This is a genomic window from Crassaminicella thermophila (assembly GCF_008152325.1).
GTDB lineage: Bacteria > Bacillota > Clostridia > Peptostreptococcales > Thermotaleaceae > Crassaminicella_A > Crassaminicella_A thermophila.
In genome coordinates, this window is the sequence record NZ_CP042243.1 from 2,899,866 (window position 1) to 2,914,540 (window position 14,675).

12 protein-coding genes, 1 tRNA gene, 1 other RNA gene and 1 pseudogene are annotated in these 14,675 nt (G+C 33.0%); 4 read left to right on the forward strand and 11 right to left on the reverse strand.

What is annotated here, in order from left to right:
- Positions 1–81: 81 nt before the first annotated feature.
- Positions 82–693, reverse strand: a complete 612-nt coding sequence (locus FQB35_RS14645; protein WP_148810579.1) for a 50S ribosomal protein L25 — start codon at positions 691–693, stop codon at positions 82–84.
- A gap of 155 nt (positions 694–848) precedes the next feature.
- Between FQB35_RS14645 and FQB35_RS14650 the strand changes: the two genes are divergently transcribed.
- Positions 849–1,343, forward strand: coding sequence for a GerMN domain-containing protein (locus FQB35_RS14650; RefSeq protein ID WP_148810580.1), 495 nt, complete (start codon positions 849–851; stop codon positions 1,341–1,343).
- Between the two features lie 32 nt (positions 1,344–1,375).
- Here FQB35_RS14650 and nifJ read toward each other — a convergent pair whose 3' ends face one another.
- The 10 genes from nifJ to FQB35_RS14700 form a co-directional block, all read right to left on the reverse strand.
- Positions 1,376–4,906: a pyruvate:ferredoxin (flavodoxin) oxidoreductase gene (nifJ, locus tag FQB35_RS14655; protein ID WP_148810581.1), complete on the reverse strand. Its 3,531-nt coding sequence runs from the start codon at positions 4,904–4,906 to the stop codon at positions 1,376–1,378.
- A 429-nt stretch (positions 4,907–5,335) separates the two neighbouring features.
- A complete protein-coding gene (locus FQB35_RS14660) occupies positions 5,336–5,602 on the reverse strand; it encodes a pro-sigmaK processing inhibitor BofA family protein (RefSeq protein WP_148810874.1) in 267 nt (88 codons plus the stop codon).
- 130 nt (positions 5,603–5,732) lie between these two features.
- Positions 5,733–6,035 carry a YaaL family protein gene (locus tag FQB35_RS14665; protein ID WP_148810582.1) on the reverse strand — a complete coding sequence of 101 codons (303 nt, stop codon included), beginning with the start codon at positions 6,033–6,035 and terminating at the stop codon, positions 5,733–5,735.
- A gap of 125 nt (positions 6,036–6,160) precedes the next feature.
- Positions 6,161–6,757 carry a GNAT family N-acetyltransferase gene (locus tag FQB35_RS14670; RefSeq protein ID WP_148810583.1) on the reverse strand — a complete coding sequence of 199 codons (597 nt, stop codon included), beginning with the start codon at positions 6,755–6,757 and terminating at the stop codon, positions 6,161–6,163.
- A 47-nt stretch (positions 6,758–6,804) separates the two neighbouring features.
- A complete protein-coding gene (recR, locus tag FQB35_RS14675) occupies positions 6,805–7,404 on the reverse strand; it encodes a recombination mediator RecR (protein WP_148810584.1) in 600 nt (199 codons plus the stop codon).
- A gap of 51 nt (positions 7,405–7,455) precedes the next feature.
- Positions 7,456–7,800 (reverse strand): YbaB/EbfC family nucleoid-associated protein, encoded by a 345-nt coding sequence (locus tag FQB35_RS14680; protein ID WP_148810585.1) that lies wholly within the window; start codon positions 7,798–7,800, stop codon positions 7,456–7,458.
- Positions 7,801–7,941: 141 nt separating this feature from the next.
- Positions 7,942–9,567 (reverse strand): DNA polymerase III subunit gamma/tau, encoded by a 1,626-nt coding sequence (gene dnaX, locus FQB35_RS14685; protein WP_148810586.1) that lies wholly within the window; start codon positions 9,565–9,567, stop codon positions 7,942–7,944.
- A gap of 103 nt (positions 9,568–9,670) precedes the next feature.
- An RNA gene (gene ffs, locus FQB35_RS14690) (signal recognition particle sRNA large type) lies at positions 9,671–9,934 on the reverse strand.
- Positions 9,935–9,956: 22 nt separating this feature from the next.
- A tRNA-Ser gene (locus FQB35_RS14695) sits at positions 9,957–10,045 on the reverse strand.
- 134 nt (positions 10,046–10,179) lie between these two features.
- A complete protein-coding gene (locus FQB35_RS14700; RefSeq protein WP_148810587.1) occupies positions 10,180–11,763 on the reverse strand; it encodes an ABC1 kinase family protein in 1,584 nt (527 codons plus the stop codon).
- Positions 11,764–11,975: 212 nt separating this feature from the next.
- Here FQB35_RS14700 and nuoE point away from each other — a divergent pair, with 212 nt between their 5' ends.
- The 3 genes and pseudogenes from nuoE (at position 11,976) to FQB35_RS14715 (ending at position 14,673) form a co-directional block, all read left to right on the forward strand.
- A complete protein-coding gene (nuoE, locus tag FQB35_RS14705) occupies positions 11,976–12,452 on the forward strand; it encodes an NADH-quinone oxidoreductase subunit NuoE (protein WP_148810588.1) in 477 nt (158 codons plus the stop codon).
- An 11-nt stretch (positions 12,453–12,463) separates the two neighbouring features.
- Positions 12,464–12,856 (forward strand): (2Fe-2S) ferredoxin domain-containing protein, encoded by a 393-nt coding sequence (locus FQB35_RS14710; protein ID WP_231701818.1) that lies wholly within the window; start codon positions 12,464–12,466, stop codon positions 12,854–12,856.
- Positions 12,857–12,877: 21 nt separating this feature from the next.
- A pseudogene (locus FQB35_RS14715) lies at positions 12,878–14,673 on the forward strand (NADH-ubiquinone oxidoreductase-F iron-sulfur binding region domain-containing protein).
- The last annotated feature ends 2 nt before the right edge of the window (positions 14,674–14,675 follow it).

Genomic DNA, 14,675 nt, shown 5'->3' on the forward strand with positions numbered 1-14,675 from the left:
AATTTCATAGAGGGATATTGCAAAAAGTTATCTGGAATGAACGTTCTTTTTATATTTCCTTTAAAAGTTGATTACCTATAATTAATAAAGCATTTTTAACAAATCATCTGAATCCTGATCTTCTTTTTCTTCTAATTTAGTAGATTCAGTAAGCAATGCAACTATTTCTTCTGCTCCATTTAATACTTCAATATTTGGATCATTGTAGATTTCTAATTGGCTTACGATAAATGGCTCTCCATATTTTATATTGGATACATCAACTTCTATAGATTGTTTCAGGTACTTTGGATAAGTTTGTATCTCTAATTCTGTCATCTGCTGCTGTATGACAGAAGTACTCGATTCTACAGCTGATTTATTGACTAAATGTATAGGAATTTTAACTCTTACTTTTTCATTTGCATCTAACTCTTGCAAATCTATATGTAAGACGTTTAATTTGGTTGTATGCCTTTGAATATCTTTTATGATTGCATGTTTTATCTCATTTCCCATTTCAAGATATACGCTTGAACCTACTCCATAGTGATTTAATGTTTTATCTACTTCTTGTCTGTTTAATTTAATTTGCTTTGTCTTTTTGTTGTGTGCATAAATAATAGCTGGAATAAATCCTTCTTTTCTTAATTTTTTTAATTCATTCTTCTTTTTTAACTCTCTTTCCTGCACTTTTAAAACTGCTAACCCCATGTGTTTTCCCCCTTTTGTTCATAAAATGTTTTGCCCTATTTATATTAAATCAAATATTTTTAAATTTTTCAAATATTTTTTATATTTATTTCCTTTAATTTTCACTCGCTTTTCCATGATATAATGTAAAAAAGTAAACGTCAGGAGGAATAAATATGAAAAAATCCATATGCCTTTTATGCATCATACTTCTATTCGTAAGTGGATGTACATCTATAAATAATTCGAAACATGAAATTGAAGTCACCTTATATTATGCCAATGAAGCATACATTGAAACAGGAAATGAGGCACTAGATAAATTTATTACTGTAAAAAAGAAAATAAATCCTACTAACAATCATGTATTATCAATCCTTAATGAACTGAAAAAAGATCCGAATATAGAAAATGCCAATACACAGATAAATAAGGATTTAATTTTCCTAGATGCAAAAATAGAAAATGGTATTGCTTATGTAAACGTATCTTCTCAAAATTTAAATGGAGGATCTTTGCAAGAGTTTTTTATTATCGGTCAGATTGTATATTCTCTCACTTCTCTTGAAGATGTACAAAAGGTGCAATTTTTAGTAGACGGCAAAAAACAAGAAACGTTGATGGGTCATTATACTATTGATAAGCCTTTTGATGAAAATTTAGACCAATAAAAAAGTGTGTAGCAAATGCTACACACTTTTTATTATTGAGCCATTTTTTTGTAAGTTTCGTATCTTTCTTTTGCTTCTCTTTCAGCTTTTTCAAATAATTCCTCAGCAATTTCAGGGAATTGTTGTTTTAATGATGTATATCTTACTTGTCCTTCTAAGAACTCTCTAAAGCTTGCTGTTGGCTCTTTAGAATCTAAGATAAATGGATTTTTACCTTCTTCTTTAAGCATTGGGTTGTATCTATATAAATGCCAGTATCCAGCATCTACTGCTTGCTTAATGTTAGCTTGAGCTCTTCCCATACCTTCTTTAATACCATGGTTGATACATGGAGCGTATGCAATAATTAATGATGGTCCATTATATTTTTCAGCTTCTGTGATTGCTTTCATGAATTGGTTCTTGTCTGCTCCCATACCTACTTGTGCTACATATACATAACCGTATGTTGTTGCAATCATACCAAGGTCTTTTTTCTTAACTTTTTTACCAGATGCTGCGAATTTTGCAACAGCTGCTGTTGGTGTAGCTTTTGAAGACTGTCCACCTGTATTTGAGTAAACTTCTGTATCAAATACTAAGATGTTTACATCTTCACCAGATGCAAGGACATGATCAAGTCCACCATAACCGATATCATTTGCCCATCCATCTCCACCAATAATCCATACAGATTTCTTGATTAAGAAGTCTTTCTTCTCTTCAATTTGCTCTAAGATTTCTTTCGCTTTTGAATCTAATGTATCTTTTGCTTCTAAAACTTTAAGAATTTTTGCTGTAGCAGCTTTAGAAACTTCTGCATCATTTATTCCTTCTAACCACTCAGCAAATGGTGCTTTTGTTTCTTCAGAAAGATCTAGTGAAAGTAATTCTTTCATTAAGTCTGCTAATTTGTTTCTCATTTGTTTTACACCAAGTGCCATACCATATCCATACTCAGCATTATCTTCAAATAGTGAGTTTGCCCAAGCTGGACCTTTACCTTCATGGTTTTTGCAGTATGGTGTAGCTGGTGCTGAAGCTCCCCAAATTGAAGAACATCCTGTCGCATTAGCAATCATCATACGATCTCCGAATAATTGTGTAATTACTTTTGCATATGGTGTTTCTCCACAACCAGCACATGCTCCTGAGAACTCAAGAAGTGGCTGCTCGAACTGGCTTCCTTTTACTGTTTCTTTCTTCATTGGATTTTGTTTTGGAGAAACAGTCATTGCATAATCCCAGTTTGGAACTTCTTTTTCTGTTTGTGTTTCAATAGGTTTCATAACTAATGCTTTTTGTTTTGAAGGACAAATGTCTGCACAGTTTCCACATCCTGTACAATCTAATGCACTTACTTGCATACGATACTCGTATCCTTCTAATCCTTTACCCATAGCTTTTAATGTTTCAAAAGTTTCTGGTGCATTTTTCTTTTCTTCTTCATTTACAAGAATTGGTCTGATTGCTGCATGTGGACATACGAATGAACACTGGTTACATTGGATACAGTTATCTTTAATCCACTCAGGTACATTTACAGCAATACCACGTTTTTCATATGCTGCTGTTCCATGTGGGAATGTTCCATCTTCTCTTCCTACGAAAGTACTTACAGGAAGTTTGTCTCCTTTTTGTGCATTCATAGGTCTTAATACATTTTTGATGAATTCTGGCTCATCAGTTGTTACAGCAGCTTCTTCTGCTACTTCTGCATTTGCCCATGAAGCTGGCACATCAATTTTTACTAATGCATTGATTCCTTGATCCACTGCTTCATGGTTCATGCTAACAACTTTTTCACCTTTTTTACCATATGATTTAACAATCGCATCTTTTAAGTATTTTACTGCATCATCTAGTGGAATTACTTTTGCTAATTTGAAGAATGCAGATTGCATAATCATGTTTGTTCTGTTTCCAAGTCCGATCTCTGCTGCGATATCTGTTGCATTAATGATATAAAAGTCAATATTGTTCTCTGCAATATATTTTTTCATAGCTGCAGGTAGTTTTTCTTCTAAATCTTCTGGAGCCCATCTACAGTTTAGTAAGAATGTTCCTCCTGGCTTTAATCCTTCTAGTAAATCATATTGATTTACATATGCAGGTGTTGAACATGATACAAAATCTGCTTTACTGATTAAATAAGTAGATTTTATTGGCTTCTTACCGAATCTTAAGTGAGAAATAGTTACTCCACCAGATTTTTTAGAGTCATATGCAAAGTATCCTTGTGCATACATATCTGTATTGTCACCGATGATCTTAATAGCATTTTTGTTTGCTCCTACTGTACCATCAGATCCTAATCCCCAGAATTTACATGTGATTGTTCCTTCTGGAACTGTTGAAATTTCTTCTTTTATTTCTAATGATGTATTTGTTACATCATCAACAATACCTACAGTAAATCCGTTCTTAGGCGTATCTAATGCAAGATTGTCAAATACAGCCTTAATTTGTGAAGGTGTTGTATCTTTTGATCCTAATCCGTAACGTCCACCTACGATGATTGGTGCATTTTCTTTTTCATAGAATAATGTACAAACATCTAGATATAATGGCTCTCCAAGTGCTCCTGGCTCTTTTGTTCTATCAAGTACAGCAATTTTCTTAACTGTGCTTGGTAATACATCAAAGAAGTATTTTGAAGAGAATGGTCTGTATAATCTAACCTTGATTAAACCTACTTTTTCTCCTCTTGCTACTAAATAATCAACAGTTTCTTCAATTGCTTCTGTTGCAGATCCCATTGCAATGATTACTCTTTCAGCATCAGGCGCTCCTACATAGTCAAAAGGCTTGTAGCTTCTTCCTGTAATTTTGCTGATTTCTTGCATATAATCATTTACAATATCTGGTATTTGCTCGTAGTATCTATTACATGCTTCTCTTGCTTGGAAGAAAATATCAGGGTTTTGTGCAGTTCCTCTTGTAACTGGATGCTCAGGATTTAGTGCATTATCTCTAAAAGCCTTAATAGCATCACGGTCTACAAGCTTTGCAAAATCTTCATAATCGATTACTTCTATCTTTTGAATTTCATGAGAAGTTCTAAATCCATCAAAGAAGTGTAAGAATGGTACCTTACCTTTGATTGCAGCAAGATGTGCAACACCACCTAAATCCATTACTTCTTGCACACTACCAGATGCAAGTAATGCAAATCCTGTTTGACGTGTAGCCATAACGTCTGAATGATCACCAAAAATAGATAATGCATGGCTTGCTACGGCACGCGCACTTACATGGAATACTCCAGGTAGTAACTCTCCTGCGATTTTATACATATTTGGAATCATTAAAAGAAGTCCTTGTGAAGCAGTAAAAGTTGTTGTTAATGCTCCAGCTGCCAAAGAACCGTGTACTGCTCCAGCTGCTCCAGCTTCTGATTGAAGTTCTGTAACTTGTACTTCTTGTCCAAAAATATTTTTCTTTCCATGAGCAGCCCAATCATCTACAAACTCTGCCATGTTTGATGATGGGGTAATTGGATAAATTGCTGCAACATCAGTAAATGCATAAGAGACATATGCAGCAGCAGTATTTCCATCCATCGTTTTCATTTGCTTTGCCATTAAAAAATCCCCCTTCTTCTATGTAATATTTTAGTTTTGGGAAAGCTTTTTTCTTATTTTATTATATTTTTCAGAATAATTCTACTAGTTTTTTTATCTTTTGCTGGCTTATCGTTTCCTTAATATAAACAGCTATTTTCTCTATAGAGATGCACTGTTATATCACAACAGTATAATTGTATATCTGTACTAGTATAGATATATATACATTATAACAGATTGTACATATATGGTATGCATTAAATATGAACCATTGATACAGTTCTTATTGCCTAGTATAACAGAACCAATAATTTGTGTCAATATACTTTGTATACATGAAAAAATAGATTAATATCCATAAATGTAATATTTTATTTATGGACATTAATCTATTAATAAACAAACTTAAATTTTTTACAAAAGTTATCAAAGTCATTAACTTTTCTTTTATAACAAACGCTGCAATACCAACATTAAAACAACTCCCGGAACTCCTAACAGACCAGCTAATAAAGCAGTAATAGGGTTTATCGCTATATGGATGCCAAAAAAGCCTCCTAAAAAATTAATAACAAGTAGCATAACCCCTCCTACAATACCATTATAAATAAATTTTATTATCCATTTTATAGGTATTAATAATATATATCCGATTATATATAACAAAATAAGCCCAAATGCATAAGCAAGAATAATATTTAATTCTACCCCCATTCCCACTATATCACCCCATATTCAAAACTTTTGTTCTAGTTAATTATATAGTGTTTGTACAAATAATATGACAAAAAGAACAGGTCTTATACTTTGCAAGTTAGCCTGTTCTTTAAAACTTAAAGATATTTTACTGTATATTAGCTTTGATTCCCATTTCTCTTGCAACTTTCATAAGATAGGTATATCTTGTTTTTGCAGCTTCTACCCGATATATTGCATAATCGATTAAATCCGGATCTGTTACATTTTGAAAAAATGCCTCTGCATTTTTCCACTCATCATGAGCTGATCTTATTGTATCTATCATTTTGTCTTCTTCCGAACGAATATCTTCCCCATTTACGACCTGTGCATAAATTGTATTTATCTTATTAAAGAAGCTATTTGTATTTTTTTCATTTCTCTTTGAGTTACTGCCTACCCTACTCATAATTGCTACCCCCTATTTGATATTTGTATATATCATATCCATATTCTGGATTATATATACGTATATACTAGGGGATATCATGATGGGGAACCATCCCTTATCATATTGTCATAAAATTTTCTTTTCTAAACCTCTTCTTTAATACTCTTCCCTTGCTTATTTTTCTTTTCTACTAAATCTTTTATATAAACAGATTCATATTCACTTGCTAATATATCCATGTATATTTCGTCATATCTTTTCCCTGCAATCTGTTTGGCTTCCCTAAGTCGTCCTACTTCCTTAAAGCCTGCTTTTTTGTAGCATTTTATTGCAGGTTTATTATATTCAAAAACTTTCAAATTAATATTGTGTAAATTTAAAATATTAAATCCAAAATCAAGTATTAACTTAATAGCCTCAACCCCGTATCCTTTTCCCCAATAATTTTTATTTCCTATAAATATTCCCATTTCTCCTACATGATTAATTTTATCTATTTTGGGAAAACCTACATTTCCTATTAATTTATCATTTTCTTTATCTATAATAGCAAAATTAAATTCTGATTGTGCCAATCTTTCCAATAATTCCTTTTCCTTTGTTGCGGTAATCAGACTTGCTGAAAATATCATTCCTACTCCTACTTCCATATCATTTACCCATGTAGTATATTTTTCATAATCATTAACATTAATTGGTGATAAGTAACATTTATCACCTATCATTTTTCTACAATACATATATATCCCCCTTATATTTTCGTGACAGGGAACCGTCCCCTGTCACATTATAATTCTCTTCTTCCTTCTAGTGCCTTAGATAAGGTTACTTCATCAGCATATTCTAAATCTCCACCTACAGGAATCCCATGAGCAATTCTCGTTACTTTAATCCCAGAAGGTTTTATTAATTTTGAAATATACATGGATGTAGCCTCTCCTTCTATGGTTGGATTTGTAGCAAGGATTACTTCTGTTACTTCATTTTTTTGCAGCCTTAATAATAGCTCTTTGATTCGAATATCCCCAGGTCCTATACCTTCCATAGGGGATATAGCTCCATGTAAAACATGATAAACTCCTTTAAATTCTTTCGTTTTTTCCATTGCAATAACATCTTTTGGATCTTCAACAACACAGATAATGCTTTTATCTCTATTTTCATTTCTACATATACTACAAGGATCTATATCCGTTATATTGGCACATTCTGAACAGTATTTTGTGCTTTTCTTTGCATATATAATTGCCTCTGATAGATTCACTACGTCATTTTCCTTCATATTTAGCACATGAAAAGCTAATCTTTGAGCTGTTTTTCTTCCTATCCCTGGTAATTTTGAAAATTCTTCTATTAGCCTTGCAATAGGTGCTGCATAATAATTCATTTTTACCACCTCTCTTATAGAAAGAGCCGAGCCTAAGGCCCGGCATTTTATCTAAAATAAACCTGGAACATTTATGCCCCCTGTAATTTTTCCCATTTCTGCATTCATCATATCCTCTGCTTTTCTCATAGCTTCATTTACAGCAGCAATGATTAAGTCTTGAAGCATTTCTATATCATCTGGATCAACAACTTCTGGCTGAATCTTTACATCTAATAATTCTTTTTTTCCGTTTACTTTTACAGACACAGCACCACCACCAGCACTTGCTTCAACTTCTTTTTCTTCTAATTCCGCCTGCATTTTCTCCATTTGCTTTTGCATCTTTTGCACTTGCTTTAACATATTATTCATATTGCCAGGCATCATTGGCATTTTTCCCCTACCCTTTGCCATTTTAATCTCCTCCAATTCATTTATTTTCACTTAAATAAATTTCCAATATATTATATCACATCAATGTTATCTTTTAAAACCTTCCATATATTCATACATCTATATTGTCCATGTGAAGCTAAAATCATTACAAAAGTAAATTTATTCTAAAATCTCAACCATATCTTCTCCAAACAACTCAATAATTTTTTGTACTTCCATATCTTCCTCAGATGCACCTTCATCTTCTTTTGTAAGTATATTATCTAGCTCATCCTCCATAACACATTGCAGTTGGACTTTTTGTCCGACCATTTCTGCAATAACACTTTCTATAAATTCTTTATATGGATTCTTTCCTGCTGCTTCTTTATGAAAACCAAATCCATGTTTAAAGGCTACTATCAAAGTATTTTTTTCTACCTTTACAAGTTGACCTTCCATTAGTACTGCATATACAGAAATCTTCCTTTTCTTAATCACTTTAAGAATCTGGTCCCATCCTTTTTTTAATGCATCGAAGTTTATAGGCTTTAGGTTTTCCTTCTTTGGTATATTTTCTAGTTCTTTCTCTTGTTCTACATCTTTTTGATCTTTTGCTATTTCTTCATTTACAACATTTTCAACTTTTATTTTTCCAGATCTAATAATTTTCTCTAAAGCTGAAACCCTCTCAATTAATCCTTCAATAGATTGATCAAACATAGGCTGTGATAGCTTTACAACTGCAACCTCTAAAAGAATCCTAGGCTGAGTTGCCCACTTTGCATCTGCTGCTGTTTGAGAAAGTTCTTTTATTGCACGTATAATTGCATTAATTTCTAATCTCTTTCCCTGATCAATCAGTCTATCAATATTTTCTCTAGAAAGATTGATAATTCCTTCTAATTTATTTGATACCTTTGTCATCATCAAATTCCTATAATGCTCAATAAAATCTTTGATGAATTGTTGAATGTCTTTTCCAGATGATATCAATTCTTCAATCAATTCTATAGCATTTTTTGAATTTCCATCCGTTATATAATCAACCAAGTTAAATATAAATTCATCGCTAACCGTTCCAAGTATATTAATGACATCATCATAAGTAATTTTTCCTGTTCCAAATGATACGCACTGATCTAGTATACTTAAAGCATCTCTCATTGCACCGTCAGCATTTCTAGCAATTAATTTTAGAGCTTCCTCTTGCACTTCTATATTCATAGAATGACATATATGTGCCATTCTATTGACAATATCCCCTTCCTTTACTCGTTTGAAATCAAAACGCTGACATCGAGAATGAATGGTTGCAGGAATCTTATGAGGCTCCGTAGTAGCTAAAATAAATATAACATAGCTAGGTGGTTCTTCAAGAGTTTTAAGCAGTGCATTAAATGCTCCTGTAGATAGCATATGTACCTCATCAATAATATAAACCTTGTATCTTCCCTTTGTAGGTGGATATTTTACATTTTCTCTAAGCTCTCGAATATCATCTACTCCATTATTTGAAGCAGCATCTATCTCTATAACATCCATAATACTTTCATGCTGTATCCCTGTACATATCTCACATTCATTACAAGGATCATAATCTTTTGGGTTAAGACAATTAACAGCACGAGCAAATATTTTTGCTGTAGAGGTTTTCCCTGTTCCTCTTGTCCCACAAAACAAATAAGCGTGAGCAATATTCTCATTCTTTATTTGATTTTTCAATGTTTGGGTAATATGTTGCTGTCCTACTACATCTTCAAAAACTTTTGGTCTCCACTTTCTATATAATGCAACATATGACATTTTATCCACCTACCTTCTATATCTAAGTTATACTAATAGTTTTGTCAAATTTATAATAAAAAAACATGTAGAAAAGACTACATGTCACTTATCTTATGTAAAGCTGTGCACCTATCGTTGATATGTTACTACAGACGTAACCTGTACAGTTAACTCAGGTCAGGCTACCCCGCGGCACACGAGAGTGTCTGCTTACCGTTGCTTCCTTCCAGACCTGGCGGGGTTCACAGATTCTCGTTGCGCAGGACCCAATCATCATCGCCACTTATACAGGGCAGACTCTACAGCAACAAACCGTCGATAGGCATCAATCCTGCTATAGCGGATTGCAGGTTACAGGGCACCGCTACCTCCCCATCTAGCACAGCAAACTTTATAAACTTTTCCAATGGCGGAGAGAGCGGGACTCGAACCCGCGGGGCCTTTCGGCCTTACACGCTTTCCAGGCGTGCCCCTTAGCCAACTCGGACATCTCTCCATTTTCGTTTTATTAATCATGCAGATCCATGTTTTGCGGAACATATATTAATATATCATATTTATTGTAAAATGACAAGCATGTAAATTTTGTAAAATAAATTTATTGTTCAACAAATTGTGAAGAAACTTTCACTAATACATCTTTTCATTACGAAGTATTAAAACTAAAAGCCACCCTCCCATAATAGCTGCACTTAAATAACCTATAAGTCCGAAAAATGGAATACCATAAATCTTCGGTCCTACATTTGCATTAATAACCAAAGATGAACCAACAATAATAGATGAAATAATTAATGCAAAAACAATTCTATTTATCATTTTGTTTAACTGATGCAACCCATCTTCTAAGTTGACATGTTCAATCTGTACCTTTAATTTTCCTGCTAAAGCACTATTTACTAATTCTAAAGTTTTAATAGGTATTTTAAGACCATATTTTGATAATTGATAAATATTGTCTAACTGCTCTATAATATCTTGTTTATAGCTTCTTTTTAAAAGGATATGTTCCTTTATATAAGGAATGACAACATCCATAATATTCATATCAGGATCAAGCTTTATCACTACCCCTTCTATGGTCATAATTCCTTTTAAAAACATAGTCATGTTTGTAGGCATGGCAATGTTATTTTTTTTGCTTACCTGAAACAACTCATCTAAAAACTGTGGAAAATCTATATGATGCAAGCTCTCATAAACATATTTGTTATAAATCTCTTCAATATCAGAATGAAGGTTTCTAATATGTACTTTTCCTTTTTTTATACCTATTTTAAAAACAGCTTGTGTTAAAGCCTCTACATCTCTTGTTGCTGCTGCATATAAAAAATCATTGAGCTTTTCTCTCATACTTTTGTCTAGAACTCCCATCATCCCAAAATCAATATATGCAATCTTTTTACCACAAATTAATATATTCCCTGGATGAGGGTCTGCATGAAAAAAACCATCTTCAAAAACTTGCTTAATATAATTATTAATGAGCTTTTTCCCTAAATCCTTTAGGTCATATCCTTTTTCTTCTAACTCCTTAATATTGTTTATTTTTATACCTTTTATATATTCCATCACTAATACACTTGAAGTAGTATATTCATTATATACTTTTGGACAAATTATATAAGGTATTTTTTTATTATAAGAACAAAATTCTTCTATATTTTTTGCTTCATTTAAAAAATCTAATTCTTTCTCCATAACAGCCCCTATTTCCTCTACTACTTCTTTAAAATCAATGACATTTCTTTGAGGAACAAATTTTCCAATCTTTGTAATTCTTTTTAATATGGCAATGTCACTCAATATCGTTTCCTTTACATGGGGCCGTTGAATTTTTAATACAATTTGTTCATTATTTTTTGTACAGGCTAAATGGACTTGGGCCATAGAAGCAGATGCAATAGGAGATTTCTCAAAATTTAAAAATATATTCTCAATAGAATCTCCTAGTTCTCTTTCTACAATAGCTTTAATATCTTCATATTTTTCTGGTTTAACACGATCTTGCAATTTTTCAAACTCCTGAATGTATTCACTAGGCAAAATATCTGGACGCGTAGATAATATCTGCCCTATTTTCACAAATGTAGTTCCTAACTCTTCTAATGCTTGTCTAGCGTTTACAGGATTCATTTTTCCTTTTTTTATACCATGTTTTACAAAAACAGAAATAATTTCTTTAATTCTTTTTCTTTCACTTATTTTACCCATTTTCCATATATCCTCGCACTTTTCAGAATAATCTTAATTATATTGTAATATTACCAATATGCATATATAAAGTCAACCATCTAAAATAATATAAAGACACGTTCATTCCTGATAACTTTTGAAAAAAACTTACTTAAATGAATGAAGCCTTCTCAATTCGGGCAAATTATACAGTGATATCTTTCAAAACAACAAGAAGGGAAGGTGACTTTATGGAAGGGAATTTACCAAAAGAAAAGTTTGATGAATTAGAAAAATATATCGATAGCCTTAAGTCAACAAAAGGTGCATTAATAGAAATCCTTCACAAAGCACAGGATCTGTTTGGATATCTTCCAAGAAATGTACAGCTTTTTGTAGCAAGAAAACTTGGAATCCCTGGTGCTGAGGTTTTTGGCGTTGTAAGCTTTTATTCTTATTTTACAACCACACCCCAAGGAAAACATACCATCAGTGTATGCATGGGAACTGCCTGCTTCGTAAAAGGTTCAGATAAAATCATTGAAAAATTAAAAGAAAAACTAGACATAGCATCTGGAGAAACAACAAAGGATGGACTTTTTACTTTAAAAGATATCCGCTGCATTGGCGCATGCGGTCTTGCTCCCGTAGTTATGGTAGATGAAAAAGTATATGGTCGGGTAAAAGAAGAAGATTTAGACGAAATCCTTAATACTTACCGTAAATAGGAGGTATAAATGTGCAAATTAAATCAATAGAAGAATTAAAAAAAATCAGAGAAAAATCTCTTAAAAAAGTCAATTTAAGAGAACATGGTGAAGAAGGTGGAGATCAAATAGAGGTACTAGTTGGTATGGCAACCTGTGGAATTGCATCTGGAGCACGCCAAACCTTAAATGCAATTGTAGATGAAGTATCTAAAGAAAATCTTGATAATGTAAAAGTAATTCAAGTAGGTTGTATTGGTTACTGCCATAGCGAACCCATTGTACAAGTAAATATCCCTGGAGAAAAACCTATTCTTTATGGAAAAGTCGATACAAAAAAGGCTCGTGAAATTGTACAAAAACATATAAAGGGTAAAGAACCTTTAAAAGAATCTATTATCGATACTTCATTTGACAGAATCTAATGTTTTTAGAGGAGGGAAAATATGCATACGTTTAGGATGAATATAATGGTCTGTGGCGGTACAGGCTGTATGGCTAGTGATAGCGATAAGGTCATCCAAAATTTCAATCAGATTATCAAAGAGCGTGGATATGAAAAAAAGAAGTACAAATCATTAAAACTGGTTGTTTTGGATTCTGTGAACAAGGACCTATTGTAAAAATCGAACCAGATAATATCTTCTACGTAAGAGTTCGACCAGAAGATGTTGAAGAAATTGTTAATGAACATATTATTAAAGGTAGAAAAGTAGAAAGACTTTTATATAAAGAACCTCAAAAAGAAGAAAAAATAGAACAACATAAAAATATGCCTTTTTATAAAAAACAACTTCGTATTGCTCTAAGAAATTGCGGATTAATTAATCCAGAGGATATTTATGAATATATCGCTTTTAATGGCTATGAGGCTCTTGGTAAAGTCCTTACTTCCATGACTCCTGATGAAGTTATCGAAGTAGTTAAAAGTTCTGGACTTCGGGGCCGTGGAGGCGGTGGCTTCCCTACAGGTCTTAAATGGGAATTTACAAGAAAATCAGAAGGAAATACAAAATATATTATTTGTAACGCAGACGAAGGAGATCCTGGAGCTTTTATGGATAGAAGCATCCTAGAGGGAGATCCTCATAGTGTTATTGAAGCTATGACAATAGGAGGATATGCTATTGGTGCAAAAGAGGGAATTATCTATATTCGTGCAGAATATCCACTTGCAATAGAAAGGCTTACAATTGCTATTAATCAAGCTAGAGAGCTTGGTCTTTTAGGAAAAAATATATTTGGAACAAACTTTTATTTTGATATCAAATTAAAATATGGTGCTGGTGCTTTTGTATGTGGAGAAGAAACAGCCTTAATCAATTCTGTTGAAGGAAAACGTGGAGAACCTAACAACAAGCCTCCATATCCTGCAGAAAAAGGCTATTGGGATAGACCTACTTGTGTAAACAACGTTGAAACCTTCGCAAATATCCCTCCAATTATTCTAAAAGGAGCTGATTGGTTTTCCTCTATAGGTACCGAAAAAAGTAAAGGAACAAAAGTTTTTGCCCTTGCAGGTAAAGTAAACAATGTCGGTCTAGTTGAAGTTCCTATGGGGACAACCCTTCGTGAAATCATATACGATATAGGCGGCGGTATACACAACAATCATAAGTTTAAAGCTGTACAAACAGGAGGGCCATCTGGAGGCGTCATTACTGAAAAAGATCTTGATACTCCTATTGATTATGAAAGCCTTACAAAAATCGGATCTATGATGGGCTCTGGCGGTATGATTGTGATGGATGAAACCAATTGTATGGTGAATATCGCCAAATTTTATCTTGAATTTACGATGGATGAATCCTGTGGCAGATGTACACCGTGTCGTGTTGGTACAAAGCGACTTCATGAAATGCTTGAAAAAATTACTAGTGGCAAAGCAACAATGGAAGATCTTGATGACTTAAAAAAATTAGCACACATGGTGAAAGATGGTTCTTTATGTGGTTTGGGGCAAACTGCACCAAATCCAGTATTAAGTACAATGAAATATTTTTGGGATGAATATTTAGCTCATGTTCAAGATAAGCATTGTCCTACAGGAGAATGCAAAGATCTTGCAAAATACAGCATTGATCCGGATAAATGTGTTGGATGCACAGCATGTGCTAGAGTATGCCCCGTAGAATGTATTAGTGGAGAAGTTAAAAAAACACACATTATTGATCAAAGTCGGTGCATAAAATGTGGTGCATGTTTTGAAGCATGTAAATTCAACGCAGTGATCAAACCATAGTG